Genomic DNA, 16,890 nt, shown 5'->3' with positions numbered 1-16,890 from the left:
GGTGCTCTATTTGCCTGTTTTCTGTCCAAAAAAGGTGGACAAAAGGCAGCGATTTCGCCGGGCCGGAAAATTCACGAACCGCGCGGGCCTGCCGACCGTATTGCGAAGAGTGGCAACCAGAGGGACCCAACTCTAGTAGGGCCGCCCTGCACTGCTGTAACGGGCCTTTGTGTGCACCGGATTAATTTGGAGATTGCATTTATGTGGCAGAACGGCGAGCTTTCGACTCCAAGAAGCGCTACCTCACTTAGCTTGTGAGGGGCCTGTGCAGCCAAACCGCATATGGGACATCAGAACATGCAATGGATAGATGAAGCGGGGTTAGCTACTTGGGCGAAACGACTCGATGCCCGTGCGTATTTACCGGACATGATTGCTGACCTGATCAGAGCATCTATTGGTGATGCCAGCCGTTTTAGGTTTCCAGGCGGCGACGCAGGACAAGTTCGGGGTTGGGATGGAAGTCTAGAAACTACAGAACAGACATCGTTTGTCCCGGCCGGCAAGTCCAAGTGGGAGTTTGGTTCAGGTGCAGGGGCTACCAAAGCATCTAAAGACTATAGGAAGCGTACCGATGAAACCGACCCTGCCGAAATGGCAGAAAACACGCTCGTACTAGTTAACTTGGAGAAGTGGGATACCCCCCAAGAGAAGCTAACAGACTGGGAGAGTGCCCGAAAAGCCGAGGGTAAATGGAAAGACGTTCGCTATTTAGATGCTGTCGAGTTGGTTCACTGGCTTGATCATCATCCCGCCGTAGCTGCCCTTTATGCAAAGACTGTTCTGGAAGCGGCGCCTAAGGACGGCGCTCTTAGTACGGACGAATTTTGGGAAATGTACAGCACTCGGTTCCGTCCCCCCCTGCACGAAAAAGTAGTGATCGGTGATCGACAAGAAATCGCCGATGACTTATTGAAAAAGCTAGCAGGGCCAGCTCAGGCAATAATGCTAGGGGCAGAGTCTGCGATTGAGGTCGTAGCTTTCGCAGTCGCAGCGATCCGCATGGCAGAACCAGCAGTGCGAAAAGCTCTAGAGATAAAAACTCTCATTATTGAATCTGAAGCGGCCGCTCGTTTTCTGAGCAGGCATAAAAACCTGACATTTATTACCACCCAAAAAGGTGACGATATGTCGGGCATGCTTTCTACCATCGGCCCTACTTTATCTGCGGCCACTGGCGTGCAAGCTAGACAGCACAAGATGCTCACACGCTCGTCAGCTAACGGAATGGTTGATGGCTTTATAGAGATGGGGCTCGAGCGCGAGGAAGGGTACGAGCTCGCTCATCGATGCGGCAGAAGCCTCACTATCCTTGAGCGACTGAGATCAAATAAGCCTTATCAACCACCCGAGTGGGAGCGACAGGCCAGCAATTTGAAGGCCGCATTCTTAGCCGGCGGCTGGTCAGTGCGGCAGGAGTTGGACAAAACCGTTCTCAAAGAGCTGTCTGGGCTAGCAGATTATGCTGCGTTGGAGGAAAAGCTTCTTCCTACCATCATGTTGGCTGATCCACCGTTTGATCGTGTAAGCGAGTATTGGCAAGTACGGGCACCTGTTGATGCCTTCAGTTTTTATGGCCATCTCATAGGTGAACTTGACCTACAGCGACTGCGAGAGGCGGCTATCAAGGTATTCAGCCATGTTGTCGAGGAGCCCTCTCGCGACCAGAAATTCAGCCTTAACTATGTATCTCCAGCGGACTACAGCAAATGGCTTCGGGATGGGCTCGCTCTTACACTTCTCATCATCGCCACGATGGACAAAGTCGGTGGCCTTCAAGTATCCAACAGCACCCCGCAACGCTTCGTGGACGAGATTCTGAGCGCACTACCAGATTGGGGAAGAAACCACCGTACGCTCAAAGGGCTTTCGGAGCAGACTGTGCTTTTGGCAGAGGCAGCCCCTAACCCTTTTTTGACGGCCCTCGAGTTTATGCTCGGGGGCGAACGTAGCGAAATCGTTCGCCTCTTTTCCGATCAAGGCGATGATATTTTTGGCTCTTCGAGCCCACATATTTACATTTTGTGGGCTCTGGAGGTTCTGGCTTGGGACCCGAAACTACTGAGCAGAACAGCCATCATTCTCGCTAAACTGGCCGAACTCGACCCTGAGCCAGACTCACGCTATGTGAATCGTCCAATCAATAGTCTACGCGCGATCTTACTAAGTTGGTCGCCGAACACTCACGCCACGCTTAAACAACGGATTGCGTGTATCGACAATCTTATAGCTGAGTGCCCTGCCGTAGCGTGGCAATTACTGGTCAAGCTACTACCGAAATCACATGCCACATCCTCACCAACGCAGAAGCCAAAGCTGCGTGATGTTGCCCCGATTCATGAGGAGACGCTGACATTTGGGCTGGTTTGGGATTCGGAGCATGCGGTAGTTAGTCGTGCTATTCGAATGGCTGACGGGGACGATGAGAGAGTGATACTGCTCGTGAAGTCCTTTTCCTCGTTTAGACCTGTGGACAGGGAGGCTGTATTGCAGCTTGTCGATAGCCACCTTGCTAAGCACGAGGCCGAAGAGGCTAATCCAGTATGGAGCACACTACACGCCGAAGTTGCTAGGCATGAGTTCTTTGCGGACAGTGACTGGGCAATGGCCGAGGACGAAAGAAGGAACATAGAAGCCTTGCTTGATCGCCACCGCCCTTCTGATCCTTTTGCCGAGGACAAGCAACTTTTTGACGATTGGATGCCACATATAGGGCGCTACAAATCTGATGATCTTGGCGATCCTGATGATCTTAGGAAGGATGTTCTAGAACGCATTCTTTTGCGTGATGGTCCGCTTGGAATCATTGAGTTTGCTCACCGGGTCGCACTACCACATCTCGTGGGGCAGGCCCTGAATCGAACCGAAGTTTCTCAGCCTCAACTACTCGCCCTGCTTGCCGCTGCAATAACCTCAAATGCACCGGGTGAGCTCGCACTGAGTGCTTCCGCTCTAGGTGCTAGGCGTTATGGGCAGGAATGGGTGGAAGCCCTTCACGACCAAATATTTAGCCTAGTGGATGACGCGAGTGAGAAGGCAAAGCTGCTTCTTGGTTGGCCCATAAACCAGTCGACATGGGATGTCGCAAAATCGCTTGGCCAAGATGCATACGACGAATACTGGAAACGGATAAATTTCCTGCCGCATGAGTGCACATTAGAAGTGCTTCTACAGGCTATAGGAGAGTTTCGCCGCATGCAGAGGAGTCTTGAAGTATTGGGCTATGTGCATAGAAGACTTAGAGAGCTCCCCACCGAGTTGATTTTCTCGCTTTTGGACGAAGGTCTAGGTCAGATCGCACATGCAAATATTTTAGGTGGTGGGGGGATGCTCTCTTATTACTTGGACGCAGTGTTTAAGGAGCTTGAGTCTCGAGCAGATGCTAGGCGAGAAAACATCGCTCGGCAGGAGTACGCATACCTACCACTGCTATCAAATGACAATCGCCAACTTGTGCTATATGACCTTCTAGCCCAAGACCCAGCTCTTTTTGTCGACGTGCTGTCTCACGTGTATAGAGGCAAAAAGTCCGAGCCAAAAACTGAAGTTACCGATCAGGAAAAGTCTCGCGCACGCGTTTCATTTCGTCTGCTTTCGTCATTCAAGAAACTACCTGGCTCCAAGGATGGAGATGTAAATTTGGTTGAGCTTGAGTCATGGGTAGCAGGTGTCCGCACAGAAGCTGCGATACGTGACCTTTCAGAGATCGCTGACCAGCACATCGGGAAATTGCTGGCTTACGCTGAAGAGGACGCTGCAAAGCCCGCATCTTGGCCTCCTGCTTCGGTGTGTACTGTTATAGAAAGGTTTTCATCTGAGCAGATTGAAAAAGGGTTCGCCCTTGAGTGCTTCAATAAACGAGGAGTCTATTCAAAGGCTATCCATGAAGGAGGCGCGCAGGAGCGAGCATTAGCGGAGCGATATCGGAACTGGTCTGATGAGGCTGTTGAATTTCCTAGAACCGCTAGATTGCTGTCAAACGTTGCAGACTCATGGACCGCTTATGCAGAGCAAGAAGACTTACAGGCTGAAGTCGACAAGTTGAAAAGATAAGTGGCCGGTAGCTAAGTGGCACTATTGTTGAGGCTGCCCCTGAGTCTTGGTCAAAATCGGATTTGCGATATTGCTAACTTCTTACGCATAGATTGCTTTACTGATTTTTAACCTACTCCCCTGTAATCAATTTCTGACCCTCCCGCCCAGCCCCGCCGCCGCTGGCCTGGGCGGGAGGGGCTGGGGTTGGCCTGTCTCGCTTATGTCCTGGCGTCAGTCGCCCCCGTCGCACTGTGCAGAGAAGCAAAGCCACGCTCATCGAGCCAGGCATGCCAGCGCTCCAGAGCCTGACGTTTCTGTGCCTCGGCCGTGGTGTGGATATAGGTCACGTCCAGGGCCTTCAGCGCATGGTTCAGCAGCAGCTCGCCGATCAGGTAATCGACGCCGAGGTCAGCCCAGGCGGTGCGCGCGGTTTTTCTGAGGTCGTGGCTGGTCCATTGCTCGCCTGACAACGCGGTAAACGCCAACTGCGCCTGCATTTCGCTGAAGGGGCGGCCCTGCACGCCGGGGAACAGGTAGGCGCCGTCATAACCTCGGGCCACCTGGCTAGCACGATAACGGGCCAGGAAGGCGCACACCTGGGCGGTGAGTGGCAGGGTGTGGGCTTTCTTGGTCTTGGTGTCGACGGCAGGGATATGCCAGGTCTTGCCGATCAGGTCGAAGTGCCGCCACTTGGCTTGGCGGGTTTCACCGATCCGCGTGCCGTGGGCCAGCATCAGCACCGCCAGGGCGACCGCCGTGGTTTCGTGACGGTAACGGGCGGCCCAATGTTCTAGCAGGCGCCCACAATCGACCGGACGCAAGCGCGCATCTTTCGGCTTGATCTTGGTCTTGATGAAGTCGGTAAAGGTCATGTCGGCCATTGGGTTCTTGCCGATCAGGCCCAGGCTCGCGGCCTGCTTGAATGCGACCTTGAGCACGCCGAACACCAAGCGCACATGCGCCACGCTGTATTGCGATTGCAGCGGCCACATCAGCTTGCTGTCTAGCGTGGCATGGTTCAGTTCGACCAAACGCAGCGCACCGAGGCAGGGCAGTAACTGGCATTTCACCGCCGAGCGTGCCGTGGCCTTTCGGTTCTTGCTCAGATTGCCGTCGTGCGAAACGCGATGCGTATACCACTCCAGCACCTCGCCGACGGTCGACCAACCGGACGTGGACAGCGCGCCCGATTGTGGCTCGATGGCCAGGCGCTGCATGACGTTGGGCAGCACCGACAACACCGCCTTAACGGTGAGGTCGGGATAGTTACCGAGCTTGTGCCAGTGCTCTTTGCCCTGGGCGCGCGTCACGACGTAGAAACTGCCCCGCTCACGGTTCTGGCGATAGCGAAAGCGCAGCGGGCGTTGGGTGTCGCGCAGTTGGGTGATTGCGCTGTCGCCTGCATGCCGCTTGATTGCGGCTTCGGACAGGCTGACGGCAACGGATTTAGACATGGGGAGTCTCCAGGGTTGAGGTGATATGGCGTGTGATTTGCTGGTCGTAGTGCGTGCGCAGCTCGGCGCCGGCCGGGCAGTGCGTGGGAGATTTAGGGAGGTGGGCACGACAGATGCCGCACGCCATGACGTGGCTCAGGTAGGCGTCGCGGGCCACCAGCCAGGGCAAAGGCGATGCTGCGGTGGAGCTGGCATCGCCGGCCGGTGTCGGCGAACGCAGCGGGCGTGGTGGCGTTGTCCAGCCGTGCGAACGAATCAACCGGGCGGCGTCACTGATACGCCCGCTGTCCAGCAACCAGTCAGGCGAACAACCCAGCACGGCCGCCAGCAGTTCCAGCCACTGCGCGGCGGGCAGATTCGAGGGGCTGCCGGGCTCTGCGCTGTTGGTGACGGGTTGAGACCGTCGAACGAATGCGCCCAGGGCCACCAAGTCGAGCGGCGCCACTTTTGTTGGCTCATTGCTGCGAGCCACCTGCTGTCGGCCTGGGTCACACCGGGAACACCGGGAACAACCAGCAAAGACGGGGCTTTTAGCTGTTCCCGGTATTGGTTTTGACCGGGAACACCGGGAACAAAAAACCTTGTCCCTGTTCCCGGTTGTTCCCGGTGTGTTCCCGGTCTGTGACCCAGCAGAGGTGCCCACCAAGGCCGGCGCTTGCTGGGCTTGGCGGTTTGTTCCCGGTGTGACCCGGGGTTTTCCAGTTGACGATTTCTGGTCAGCCATGGCTATTCCTCCAGGGCGGCCAGCAAGGCGGCGGGATTGACCACGTAGACCCGCACGATGCCTTCACCCTTGACCCGCACGCGCTTGCTCAGGCGGCCGTCGCGGTCGTTGTCGCGCTCGGCGATGGCGCCGGCATTGTCGAGGCAGGCCAGCACGCGACGCGTATCGAAGCCCTGGGCGGCGTCCGCCAGCGCTTGCGCGGTGAACAGGTAGAGGCGGCCGTCGCCGTGGGCGCGATACCAGCCGGCGCGGTCATGCACAGCGGCGCCGTCCGTGCCGTCGATGTTGGCGAAGCGTGCCGCGTGGCGGTCGATGAAGGTCGACACCGCCCGGATGATCTTCGCGTCTTCGGACTGGCCACGGCCACGGAACTCAGCCCAGGCGCCGAACAGTTCCCGCATCGCGGCGATGGCGGTGCCTTGCGCCCACGGCAGCAACTCGCCTTTTATGGCCAGCTCGCCAGCCAGGGCGGCGATGGCGAACCGCGCCGCCGCGCGGGCATCCTGCCCGGTGCCGATGGGGAAGCCTTGGCGCATGTCGGCGAACAAGGCTTCCAGCTCGGCGGCGGCTTCGGCCGTCTGCTCGCGTGCCACCAGCAGCTCGACAAAGGCCGGCCCAAGGTGGCCGTAGTGTTGTGCCGTCGCGCGCTTGAGGGTGTCGGCGAACGCCCGGCCGGCACCTTTGCGGCCATCCTCGCTGGCGTTGTCATGGGGCAGGCCCAGGCCGTGCAAGTCGTCATAGGCGCCATAGCGGCGATAGGTGGGCACGTCCAATAGGCGCAGCTCTTGGCCGGCCTTGCTGCGCATACCAGCGCTTTCCATGTGCTTGCTCATGGTCAGCTCGCCGCTGGACAGCACCATGACCCGCCATTTCTGCACCTGGCGCGGTAGCCCCGACACCTTGCCGCGTTGACGGCCGGTGCCATTGCCCAGGGCGTAGATGATGCCGCCCACGTCCTGGGGCTTGGCTTCGCCGATTTCGTCGAGCACCAACAGGGTGTCATTGCGCAGCGTGGCCACGCCCTCCAGTCCCGTGCTGGTGGCGTTCCATGTGCGCAGGAAGTCGCGCGGCTTGCGGCCACGGCCAGCGCAATGCTCTTGCCGCTGGAGCTGTCGCCCAGCAGGTGGAAGCCGCCGCCGTCGGCGTCGAGCAGGGTCAGCAACGGCCCGGCCAGGGCCGCGCAGACGGCAAGAATCAACACCGGATTACCCAGGCAACGGGCGGCCACCTCGGTTTGCCAGCCGGCCAGGTCGCCGGCCGTGTCGTATTCATGACCGCCGGCCTCGGTCGACTGAAACACCACGTCACCACCGCCGATTACCCGGCGCGGCATGACGAACAGCGTCGGCCCGTACCAGCCGGTGCGCGTCGCCGCCATGGCTTGGCGTTCCGGGCTGCTGCTCATCAGGTAGTCCATCAGCGCTTGCCGCTGCTTGTGCGGGATGGTCGCGCCCATGTTGAGCAGCACCGCGCGCAGCTCGGCACCGTCGCCGGCCAGCATCTCCATCGGTGCCGCCCACTGCTTCCAGACGCTGGCCCCTTTGGGTAGCAGGTGCAGCAGTCGGCCGAAGTTCTCCCCGCGCTCATCACAGGTAATAGCCAGCACCTCCAGCGGCGAACAAACCAGCGTGTCGGTTTCCGCATCGTCGCGGATGCCGTGGAAGTAAAGGCCGGGGGCCAGGACGTGGCCTTGCCGCGTCTGTACCCAACTGGCATAGGTGGCCCAGCTCGGCCGGGCCGGTGTGACCGTGGGCTGTTTGATCTTCGCCTTGCGCTTCTTGAGCGCCGGCTTGCTGCTTGGTTTGCTCTGCCGCTTGCCGCTGGGCGTCGCCTCCCCCTGGCCCGCCGCCCCGAATGCCTCGCTCGGCTCCGGCTGGTTTGGCCTATCGGTCATGGGCAGCGTCCCAGCAATGCAGGTCGTTGAAGTCGGACAGCTCCAGAGGCGCACCCGCCGGCCACTCTGGGAACACCACCATAGCGCCTGTGGCCAGGGCGGCAGCATCGGCGGCCGTGCGGCCGGGGTTGCCGTCGCTCAGGCGGTCGTCATCGCCGGCGATTACCAGCTCAATCAGGCTGCCGTACTTGGCGCGCAGGGCTTGGGCCACCGGGCGCAGGTTGCCGGCATTCATGGCGCAGGCCACGGTGTCGGCGCCTTCGTAGTATTCGAACAGCGTGGCGCCGGTCGCCCAGCCCTCGCAGACGAACAGGCGCCGCCCCGGCTCGACTTGGCCCAGCAGGTGGAAGACGCCCAGCACCTGGCCGCCAAACAGAAAGCGCTTACCGCCGTCGGCGCCGATGCGTTGCAGGTTCACCAGCTCGCCGGCAGTGTTGAGCAAAGGCACAAGCAGCTCGCCGCGATGCTCGCGCAGGGCGTGGGCGTGCAACCGCTTCGCCGCCAGATAGTCGTGCGCCGGGTTGGCGGCGGCGCTGGCCTGCCACAGTCGGCGGGCGAAGTCGGCGGCGGCCTTTTGTTTGTGGTGTTTCCGCTCGGCTTCGCGGGCGGTGCGCTGCTCTGCCTCCAGCCTTACCGCCGCCAACCGCCGACGTTGGCCGTCGTCGTGACTATCGCCAGTGTCCTGGCGCCCCTCCAGCGCGTCGAGGCGCAGCCCCAGCCGGCGGGCCAGGTCGCACGCGGCGTCTGCCTGATTCACGTCCCACAGGTAGGCGGCCAGCGACACCAAATCGCCGCCGCCGTCGCCACAGGCGAAGTCATGCCAGCGTCCGTCCACCAGGGAAACCGAAAAGCTCCCGGCCTGCCGGTCGGCTCGCGTGGGGTTGCGGGCAACCCATTCGCTGCCCTTGCGGGTGCCTTCCGGCAGCAGCTCCGGCACCAATGCGGCAGCGTGCTGCAACGCGACAACGGCCACCGCGCGAATGTCTTCTACGATCCGGGTTTTCTTCAGGCGAGCCGATCCCGGCAACGCCTCGCGGCGCTGTTGAAAATAGCTCATGGGTTAGTCCTGACTTACGGGTGACAGGTAGGGAGTTGTCGGGCTGCGATGCGCGGTGGTGCGTATGCCGGCCAAGGTGACGTGCGCGTTACGGGTGACGGTCGCCAGCTCTGCCGACAGCCCCGCCAGTGCGGCCAGCATCGAGCAAATGGCAACGGCCACCCCATCATCGACATGGCCGGCACCCGTTGCGCCGTCCAACAGTTCGCCAATGGCGGCAATGCCAGAGTTCAAACGCTCGCCCTGGCACTCGGCAATACAGGCCAACCGCTCCAGGCGCTCGGCATGTTCGGACAGTTTGTCGACGGCAGATGCCGTCGGAGTGGCAAGCAGTTCCCGCCAGTAGTTTGGGGCGCTCATTGTTTCGCACCCTCGGAGCTGTCGGCCTGGGCCTTGTCCCGCGCGGCAATCTTGGCTTGCAGCCAGGTGTCCACCTCGGCCACGACGTAATAGGCGGCAGCCTGGCGGGCGTCACCATCCTTGATGGGTTTGGGAAAGGTCGGGTCTTTCGCCTTGAGCTTGGCGAGGCCGGAACGGGTCACGTCCAGCCATTGGCAGAGGGCGGGCTGACGGATCAGCCCTTTGCTTGAGGGGGGAGTATTCGGGTGCATTTATCCGCTTCCGTGTCCGTGTGGTGGGTACGGAGCAGATTCAACATCGCTTGCTTTAGCGCGTGTCCTAATAGGAAAAATTAGTCCGCTACCAAGAGCCTTCGGAGTCCTGTCTTGCTTGCTCGGCGACTAGTGCAGCGGCTTCAAAGTGACCTTGTGCAGTTCCTTTTCCGTTCATCTTGAAGATGCCCATGGCGTCTAAGTCCTTCTTCAGCTGAGCTTCCGCCTTGCTAGGGTTCTCCAATGGATAGCCTGCTTTTTGGGCCAAGGCTGCAATCATCAGATACAGACTCCTGCGTTCACGGGGGTCTAGTTTTTCATCTAGATCGGGTGTTTTTGCTTTTACGCATACTGCGCTTTCGCTGGCAGTGAAGGGACTCGCAAACCGGACAGTCGTTAAGTCTTGGTCATGGTCGCGGTCCATTTCCCATGTCTGGCAGCAAGAATGGGTCATGCGCCGAACATCGCCTCGGGCCAGATAACGCTTCACGTTTTTGGCCGCCTGTCTCACCTCTTGGTCGGCATACACTCTGATGTAGTGCTGTTCGGATACCGCTTCCAATAGGCCGTCGTTACGAGATACCAAGACCCTATAAGGTATCCCGTCAGTGGCTTTCAGTAGGCCGTCTGCTGGCAGGGGAAACGGCAAGACTTTCCAAAAATCTTCCTCGCATCCTGAGTCTACGCTTGTCAGGTTGGCTGCTTTGATGGCTTCGCCCCAAACGAGGTAAAAGGACCTCCCGTTGTACAAGTCCTTGTTCATAGGCATGAACTGCGCATAGGCGGGAACGATGCCCTGGCTTGCACATTTCCTCATGTCTTGAACAGTGATTTCCCGGCCAGTCAGCTTTGTGAGTACTTCGATGGCCTCATTTTCTTCGATATAGCCATCTACAGCTCTGTTATGACTTCCCACAGCACCACCCCTGTTTTTTGCCTGCGTTTGAAATCAGGCCCGCTTGATTGCCACCACGTTCGTCCCGCCCCGGTTCGCGAAGTCATACGGTGTCACATGCTGCTCACGATTTGCGTCGAGGTAATCGGCCCACCACTGCACCATCAGCCGGCGTTCTTCTAAATGTTCGGCCTTGTGAATGTAAGCGGCTCGTACACCGTTGCGTTCTTGGTGGCTCATCTGGCGCTCTACCGCGTCCCGCGACCAAAGGCCCGACTCGACTAGGGCACTGCATGCCATGGCCCGGAAACCGTGACCACAAAGCTCCGTCTTGGTGTCGTAGCCCATGCGTCGTAACGCCTTATTGATGGTGTTTTCGCTCATCGGCTTGTAGTGGTAGTGGTCACCGGGGAACACCAGTTCATAACTGCCGGATAGGACGTGGATTTGGCCAAGCAGCCCCAGGGCTTGCCGCGACAACGGCACCAGATGGGGCGTTCTCATTTTTGCGCCGCGCTGCGAGAACTTCACCCCTTCGATAGCTTCGCGCTCGCCCGGTATCGTCCAGAGTGCGCGTTTAAAGTCCACCTCGGGCCAGCGGGCAAACCGTAGCTCACTGGAGCGAATGAACACCACCAAAGCCAAACGCACAGCAAGGCTAGTCAAGGCCCGTCCTTGGTCGGCTTCAATTCGCCCTAGCAGCTCAGGCAGGCGCTCAAGTGCCAGCGCGGGACGATGCACGGCCTTTCTGGTGGCCGTGGCCCCCGATAGGTCGCGAGCGGGGTTGTAGTCGATTTGGCCGTGCTGCACTGCCAGCCTCATGATGCCGTCGATGTACTGACGTAGGCGGCCGGCCAGCTCCAGCTTGCCGGCGGCTTCGGCAGCTTTCAGCGGCTTCATCAGCAGCGGGATACTCTTCAGGTCAGCCAGTGGGCGCGCGCCAAGTTCAGGCAATAGGTGCGATTCGATGCGACTAAGTACAGTGGCCGCATGCCCGGCCGACCACTTCGCCGCCCCGGCCTTATGCCAGGCCCTAGCCGCCGCCTCGAAAGTGTTGGTGCTCTTCGCTGCTTCTTCGACTTTAGCCAGCCTGGCAGCCTCTACCGGGTCGATGCCCTCGGCGAGCAATGCCAGCGCCTCGGCACGACGGGTGCGCGCCCCTTTCAGCGTCAAAGCTGGATAGTTCCCGAAAGCAGTCAACCCGGCCCGCCCGTCCGGCTTGGTGTACTTGAACCGCCAGGACTTAACCCCCGTCGGCTTGACCAGCAGATAGAGGCCCTGCCCGTCGAATAGCTTGTATTCCTTGTCGCGGGCCTTTGCGGCCTCACATTTAGGGTCTGTGAGCGGCGTTACAGTGCGAGCCATAGGGATACGTTTTTCCGTCGAACCATCCGTATCCCTAAACGTATCCCTAAAATTAGGGGTTGTACAGAATCATTTGAAAACATACGGGCACAAAAAAACCGGCTTAGAGTGCCGGTTTTAGTGGGTTTCAGGTTCAATAGGGAACATCTGAAATCATGTCAATGGTGCCCGAAGCCGGACTCGAACCGGCACGCCCTTGCGAGCGAGAGATTTTAAGTCTCCTGCGTCTACCGATTTCGCCATTCGGGCGGTAGCGCTGTGCGAAGGGCTGGACTATATACAGCCCTTCGCTTACCCGCAAGGCACGCAACGCCTGCCCGGGATAATGAAAAAAGCCTCGTAGATCAGTGATCTACGAGGCTTTTCGAATTGGAGGCTGAGGTCGGAATCGAACCGGCGTTCACGGATTTGCAATCCGGTGCATAACCACTCTGCAACTCAGCCATGAAGCAAACGAGCCGCCTTGGCGACTCGTGTAAAACTGGAGCGGGAAACGAGACTCGAACTCGCGACCCCGACCTTGGCAAGGTCGTGCTCTACCAACTGAGCTATTCCCGCTTGTCTTGTCGACGGGCGCCATTCTATAGAATCGAATCGCGCCGTCAACCCTTTGATTCAAAAATACTTATTTCTTTTCCGAGGTGGTGCTGAGGTGCGGCCAGGCGGCCAACAGGTACTGCAGCATCGACCACAATGTGAGCACGGCTGCGACCACCAGCAAGATATATCCGAGCACGACCCAGAAGGTGAACACCGGTGGATTACCCAGCAGGATGACCAGCGCCAGCATCTGCGCTGCGGTTTTCCACTTGCCAAGGTTGGACACCGCGACATGCGCCCGAGCACCGAGCTCGGCCATCCATTCACGCAACGCTGAGACGACTATCTCGCGCCCGATGATGGTCGCGGCAGCCAGGGTCAGCCAGAGATTGGAGTGTTCGGCCGCCAGCAGCACCAACGCCACAGCCACCATCAACTTGTCTGCGACCGGGTCGAGGAAGGCGCCGAAAGGCGTGCCCTGCTCCCAGCGGCGGGCCAGGTAGCCATCGAGCCAATCGGTCACGGCGGCAATCGCGAAGACGCCGCTGGCAGCCCAATAGCTCCAGGAGAACGGTAAATAGAACAACAGGATAAAGACCGGGATCAGCGCGACCCGGAGCACGGTAAGCAAGTTGGGGATATTCATCGGCACAACTAGGCTGCGAGGTGAGCGGGCATTCTACTCGCTGTGCAGAGTGTCATAAATCAACTCGGCGAGCTTTTTACTGATTCCGGGCGCTTTGGCAATTTCTTCGGCACTGGCACGGGACAATTCCTGCAGGCCACCAAAGTGATTGAGTAGCTCGCGCCGCCGCTTCGGGCCGATCCCTGCTACTTCTTCCAGGGTCGAGGTGCGCCGCGTCTTACCGCGGCGAGCACGATGCCCAGTAATCGCAAAACGGTGCGATTCATCACGGATCTGCTGGATCAGATGCAGCGCTGGGGAATTGCCGGGCAAGGTGAACTCATGCTCGGCGTCGTTCAGGTAAAGCACTTCGAGGCCAGGTTTGCGCGTTGTGCCCTTGGCCACACCAAGCAGAATCAGATCCGGCACGGCCAGTTCCTGTAGCACCTCGCGCGCCATGGCCAACTGCCCCTTGCCGCCGTCCACCAGCAGCACATCGGGCAACTTGCCTTCACCATCCTTGATCTTGCTGAAGCGACGAGTCAACGCCTGGTGCATCGCGGCGTAGTCGTCGCCGGCGGTCACGCCCTCGATATTGAAGCGACGGTAATCGGATTTCAGCGGGCCTTCGGGACCGAATACCACGCAGGAGGCGACCGTCGCCTCACCGCTGGAATGGCTGATATCGAAGCATTCCATGCGCTGCGGCGGCTCGTCCATTTCCAGCACGGTAGCCAGCGCCTCGAAACGCTCGGCCAGATGCTGCCGGTTGGCCAGACGCGCTGCCAGCGCCTGTTCGGCGTTGGTCACTGCGAGCTGCTGCCAACGGGCTCGCGTGCCACGCACGCGCAAACTGATGCTGAGACTACGGCCGCGTAGCGACTCGATGGCCTCGATCAGCGTGGCGAAGTCTTCATGCTGCACGTTGACGATCAGCTCGCTGGGCAGGTCGCGCTCGGCATTACCCAGGTAGTACTGAGCAAGGAAGGCCATCAGCACGTCGCCACCCTCCTCTTCGATCGCCACCTGCGGGAAGAAATTCTTGCTACCCAGCACGCGCCCGCCACGCACGCTGATCAGGTGCACGCAGGCGCCACCGGGGGTGAGCATTACCGCGACCACGTCGACGTCGCCGGTACCACCTTCCATGCTTTGCTGGTCCTGCACGCGGCGCAGCATGGAGATCTGATCACGCAGCTCAGCGGCGCGCTCGAACTCCAGGGCCATCGAGGCCTTTTCCATGCTGGCCGAGAGCTCCTCGCTCAGTGCATTGCTGCGGCCATCGAGAAACATCACCGAGTGGCGCACGTCCTCGGCGTACTCCTCAGGACTGACCAAGCCGACGCAGGGACCTTTGCAGCGTTTGATCTGGTATTGCAGGCAAGGTCGCGTGCGGTTCTTGTAGTAACTGTCCTCGCACTGGCGAACCAGAAAGGTCTTCTGCAGCAGGCTCAGGCTCTCGCGAATCGCCAATGCACTGGGATAAGGGCCGAAATAGCGCCCCTTGGCTTTCTTCGCCCCCCGGTGAATGCCGAGCCGTGGAAAGTCGCCGTCGGAGAGAAACACGTAAGGGTAGGATTTGTCGTCGCGCAGCAGGATGTTGTAAGGCGGCCGCCATTCCTTGATCAAGGTCTGCTCGAGCAGCAGTGCCTCGGTCTCGTTGGCGGTGATGGTGGTTTCGATCTGCGCGATACGTGCGACCAGCGCGGCCGTCTTGGGTGCCTGACCGGTCTTGCGAAAGTAACTGGAGAGACGCTTCTTGAGGTTCTTCGCCTTGCCGACATACAGCAGGCGAGCCTCGCTATCGAACATGCGATAGACGCCGGGGCGACCACTGCAGGTCGCCAGGAAGGCACTCGGATCGAATGGGGCAGACATTTTCAGCTGACGGCGTCGACCATGCCGTGGCGCACCGCGAGCAGAGCCAGCTCGACATCGCTGGTGATGGAGAGCTTCTCGAAGATGCGATAGCGGTAGGTATTGACCGTCTTCGGCGACAGGCACAGCTTGTCCGAGATGTTCTGCACCTTGTGGCAGTTGGCGATCATCAGCGCGATCTGGATTTCACGTTCGGACAACAGGTCGAATGGCGAACCACTGTTCTGCGGCTGGAAGGATTTCAGCGCCAGTTGCTGGGCGATTTGCGGGTCGATGTAGCGCTGGCCGGCGAATACCAGGCGAATGGCCTGCACCATCTCATCCAACGCCGCACCCTTGGTCAGATAACCAGCGGCGCCCGCCTGCAGCAGGCGCGTCGGGAAAGGATCTTCCTCGCACACGGTAACGGCGACAACCTTGATGTCGGGATGGCTACGCATCAGCTTACGGGTGGCTTCCAGGCCGCCGATGCCGGGCATCTTGACGTCCATCAGGACGACGTCGGGCTTGAGTTCGCGAACCTTGAGCAGGGCTTCTTCGCCAGTGCAGGCTTCGCCCACGACTTGCAGACCGTCGATATCGGCCAGCATACGGGTAATGCCCGTGCGGACCAGATCGTGATCGTCGACAACCAGGACCCTAATCAATCGCCACCTCGTTGCACCTTGTCAGCCACCGTGCAACGACGGTGAGATTGAACTTGCCGGTCACCTTAACAAAAAGCCAGGGCCTGACCTAGCTTGGCGCACGGGAGTCAAAAAGCAAGCGCCAGATTAGGATCAGCAATTGCGTCGTGGCAATTTTGGAGATTTGGCGGAAGCGGTGAGATTCGAACTCACGGATAGTTGCCCATCGACGGTTTTCAAGACCGTTGCCTTAAACCACTCGGCCACGCTTCCAGATTCTTGAGTGCGGAGGCTAACGCTCAACCCTCCGCAGCAGTGCGGGCGGCAATCTTACCGGAACGCAACACACTGTCAAACTCTAAGTCTTGGCAGGCAACCCTGCTCTGTTATGATCCGGTACATCTGGATCTAAAGCCTCGTAGCCACAGGAGCGTCGCCATGCAAGAGCGAGATTATGCACTCAACCATTCTCAGGTTGAGCAACAGGAAGTCAGCAGTGTTCTGCGCAATACCTACGGCCTACTGGCCATCACTCTGGCATTCAGCGGCCTGGTTGCCTTTATCTCGCAGCGTGCCAATGTTCCTTATCCGAACATCTTCGTTGTGCTGATCGGCTTCTACGGCCTGTTCTTCCTCACTGCCAAGCTGCGCAACTCTTCGTGGGGCCTGCTTTCTACCCTCGCACTGACCGGTTTCATGGGTTACACCCTGGGCCCGATCCTCAATCGCTACCTGGGCATGGCGAACGGCGCTGAAGTCATCAGCTCCGCCTTTACCATGACCGCGCTGGTGTTCTTCGGCCTGTCTGCCTACGTGCTGACCACCCGCAAGGACATGAGCTTCCTCAGCGGTTTCATCACCGCAGGCTTCTTCGTTCTGCTGGGCGCCGTGGTTGCCAGCTTCTTCTTCCAGATCAGCGGCTTGCAGCTGGCGATCAGCGCTGGCTTCGTGCTGTTCTCCTCGGCCTGCATCCTGTTCCAGACCAGCGCCATCATCCATGGTGGTGAGCGCAACTACATCATGGCCACCATCAGCCTGTACGTATCGATCTACAACCTGTTCGTCAGCCTGCTGCAGATCTTCGGCATCATGGGCGGCGACGACTGATAGCTTTCGTCCCCCTTCAAGCCCGCTTCGGCGGGCTTTTTCTTGCGCGGCCGTCAGCTGCCTTTGTTTGCCGGGCACC

At 59.3% G+C, this 16,890-nt stretch carries 13 protein-coding genes, 4 tRNA genes and 1 pseudogene; 2 read left to right on the top strand and 16 right to left on the bottom strand.

From position 1 onward, the window contains the following. Nucleotides 1-297: 297 nt before the first annotated feature. Nucleotides 298-4,053 carry a hypothetical protein gene (locus tag BM186_RS09555; RefSeq protein ID WP_074914918.1) on the top strand — a complete coding sequence of 1,252 codons (3,756 nt, stop codon included), beginning with the start codon at nt 298-300 and terminating at the stop codon, nt 4,051-4,053. A gap of 200 nt (nt 4,054-4,253) precedes the next feature. Here BM186_RS09555 and BM186_RS09550 read toward each other — a convergent pair whose 3' ends face one another. From BM186_RS09550 to BM186_RS09480, 16 genes and pseudogenes are all read right to left on the bottom strand, one after another. Then, nucleotides 4,254-5,489, bottom strand: a complete 1,236-nt coding sequence (locus BM186_RS09550; protein WP_074914916.1) for a tyrosine-type recombinase/integrase — start codon at nt 5,487-5,489, stop codon at nt 4,254-4,256. Beyond that, nucleotides 5,482-5,934 carry a hypothetical protein gene (locus tag BM186_RS09545; RefSeq protein ID WP_074914914.1) on the bottom strand — a complete coding sequence of 151 codons (453 nt, stop codon included), beginning with the start codon at nt 5,932-5,934 and terminating at the stop codon, nt 5,482-5,484. The genes BM186_RS09550 and BM186_RS09545 overlap by 8 nt, the downstream gene beginning before the upstream one ends. 281 nt (nt 5,935-6,215) lie before the next feature. Next, on the bottom strand, nt 6,216-7,073 hold the full coding sequence (locus tag BM186_RS26760; RefSeq protein ID WP_206602772.1) for an aldehyde dehydrogenase family protein: 858 nt from the start codon (nt 7,071-7,073) through the stop codon (nt 6,216-6,218). 75 nt (nt 7,074-7,148) lie between these two features. Continuing rightward, nucleotides 7,149-8,107, bottom strand: a pseudogene (locus BM186_RS26755) (DUF927 domain-containing protein); the annotation flags it as partial. Beyond that, entirely contained in the window at nt 8,097-9,164 is a 1,068-nt protein-coding gene (locus BM186_RS09535) for a toprim domain-containing protein (RefSeq protein ID WP_083431586.1), read from the bottom strand. The pseudogene BM186_RS26755 and the gene BM186_RS09535, both read right to left, overlap by 11 nt. 3 nt (nt 9,165-9,167) lie before the next feature. Beyond that, on the bottom strand, nt 9,168-9,524 hold the full coding sequence (locus tag BM186_RS09530) for a hypothetical protein (protein WP_074914912.1): 357 nt from the start codon (nt 9,522-9,524) through the stop codon (nt 9,168-9,170). After that, entirely contained in the window at nt 9,521-9,775 is a 255-nt protein-coding gene (locus tag BM186_RS09525) for a helix-turn-helix transcriptional regulator (RefSeq protein ID WP_074914910.1), read from the bottom strand. Before BM186_RS09525 ends, BM186_RS09530 begins: the two co-directional genes overlap by 4 nt. A gap of 88 nt (nt 9,776-9,863) precedes the next feature. Beyond that, nucleotides 9,864-10,691: a hypothetical protein gene (locus tag BM186_RS09520; RefSeq protein ID WP_074914908.1), complete on the bottom strand. Its 828-nt coding sequence runs from the start codon at nt 10,689-10,691 to the stop codon at nt 9,864-9,866. Between the two features lie 33 nt (nt 10,692-10,724). After that, complete coding sequence (locus BM186_RS09515; protein WP_074914906.1) at nt 10,725-12,035, bottom strand: tyrosine-type recombinase/integrase; 1,311 nt, start codon at nt 12,033-12,035, stop codon at nt 10,725-10,727. Between the two features lie 162 nt (nt 12,036-12,197). Next, nucleotides 12,198-12,284, bottom strand: a tRNA-Leu gene (locus BM186_RS09510). Nucleotides 12,285-12,405: 121 nt separating this feature from the next. Then, nucleotides 12,406-12,479, bottom strand: a tRNA-Cys gene (locus BM186_RS09505). Nucleotides 12,480-12,517: 38 nt separating this feature from the next. Further along, a tRNA-Gly gene (locus tag BM186_RS09500) sits at nt 12,518-12,593 on the bottom strand. A 67-nt stretch (nt 12,594-12,660) separates the two neighbouring features. After that, nucleotides 12,661-13,221: a CDP-diacylglycerol--glycerol-3-phosphate 3-phosphatidyltransferase gene (pgsA, locus tag BM186_RS09495; protein ID WP_017677046.1), complete on the bottom strand. Its 561-nt coding sequence runs from the start codon at nt 13,219-13,221 to the stop codon at nt 12,661-12,663. Between the two features lie 33 nt (nt 13,222-13,254). Beyond that, a complete protein-coding gene (gene uvrC / locus BM186_RS09490) occupies nt 13,255-15,078 on the bottom strand; it encodes an excinuclease ABC subunit UvrC (protein ID WP_026088577.1) in 1,824 nt (607 codons plus the stop codon). A 2-nt stretch (nt 15,079-15,080) separates the two neighbouring features. Further along, complete coding sequence (gene gacA, locus BM186_RS09485) at nt 15,081-15,725, bottom strand: response regulator transcription factor GacA (RefSeq protein ID WP_017677048.1); 645 nt, start codon at nt 15,723-15,725, stop codon at nt 15,081-15,083. A gap of 164 nt (nt 15,726-15,889) precedes the next feature. Continuing rightward, a tRNA-Ser gene (locus BM186_RS09480) sits at nt 15,890-15,977 on the bottom strand. A gap of 165 nt (nt 15,978-16,142) precedes the next feature. Between BM186_RS09480 and BM186_RS09475 the strand changes: the two genes are divergently transcribed. Next, entirely contained in the window at nt 16,143-16,811 is a 669-nt protein-coding gene (locus tag BM186_RS09475; RefSeq protein ID WP_021489164.1) for a Bax inhibitor-1/YccA family protein, read from the top strand. Nucleotides 16,812-16,890: the final 79 nt, after the last annotated feature.

The organism is Ectopseudomonas toyotomiensis, assembly GCF_900115695.1.
GTDB lineage: Bacteria > Pseudomonadota > Gammaproteobacteria > Pseudomonadales > Pseudomonadaceae > Aquipseudomonas > Aquipseudomonas toyotomiensis.
The sequence above is the reverse complement of the archived record's forward strand: the minus strand, read 5'-3'. Positions and strand labels throughout refer to the sequence as shown.

Coding starts and splice junctions, on each gene's coding strand:
- BM186_RS09555 (WP_074914918.1), top strand. CDS start 298: ATGCAATGGATAGATGAAGCGGGGTTAGCTACTTGGGCGAAACGACTC.
- BM186_RS09550 (WP_074914916.1), bottom strand. CDS start 5,489: ATGTCTAAATCCGTTGCCGTCAGCCTGTCCGAAGCCGCAATCAAGCGG.
- BM186_RS26760 (WP_206602772.1), bottom strand. CDS start 7,073: ATGGTGCTGTCCAGCGGCGAGCTGACCATGAGCAAGCACATGGAAAGC.
- BM186_RS09535 (WP_083431586.1), bottom strand. CDS start 9,164: ATGAGCTATTTTCAACAGCGCCGCGAGGCGTTGCCGGGATCGGCTCGC.
- BM186_RS09530 (WP_074914912.1), bottom strand. CDS start 9,524: ATGAGCGCCCCAAACTACTGGCGGGAACTGCTTGCCACTCCGACGGCA.
- BM186_RS09525 (WP_074914910.1), bottom strand. CDS start 9,775: ATGCACCCGAATACTCCCCCCTCAAGCAAAGGGCTGATCCGTCAGCCC.
- BM186_RS09515 (WP_074914906.1), bottom strand. CDS start 12,035: ATGGCTCGCACTGTAACGCCGCTCACAGACCCTAAATGTGAGGCCGCA.
- pgsA (WP_017677046.1), bottom strand. CDS start 13,221: ATGAATATCCCCAACTTGCTTACCGTGCTCCGGGTCGCGCTGATCCCG.
- uvrC (WP_026088577.1), bottom strand. CDS start 15,078: ATGTCTGCCCCATTCGATCCGAGTGCCTTCCTGGCGACCTGCAGTGGT.
- BM186_RS09475 (WP_021489164.1), top strand. CDS start 16,143: ATGCAAGAGCGAGATTATGCACTCAACCATTCTCAGGTTGAGCAACAG.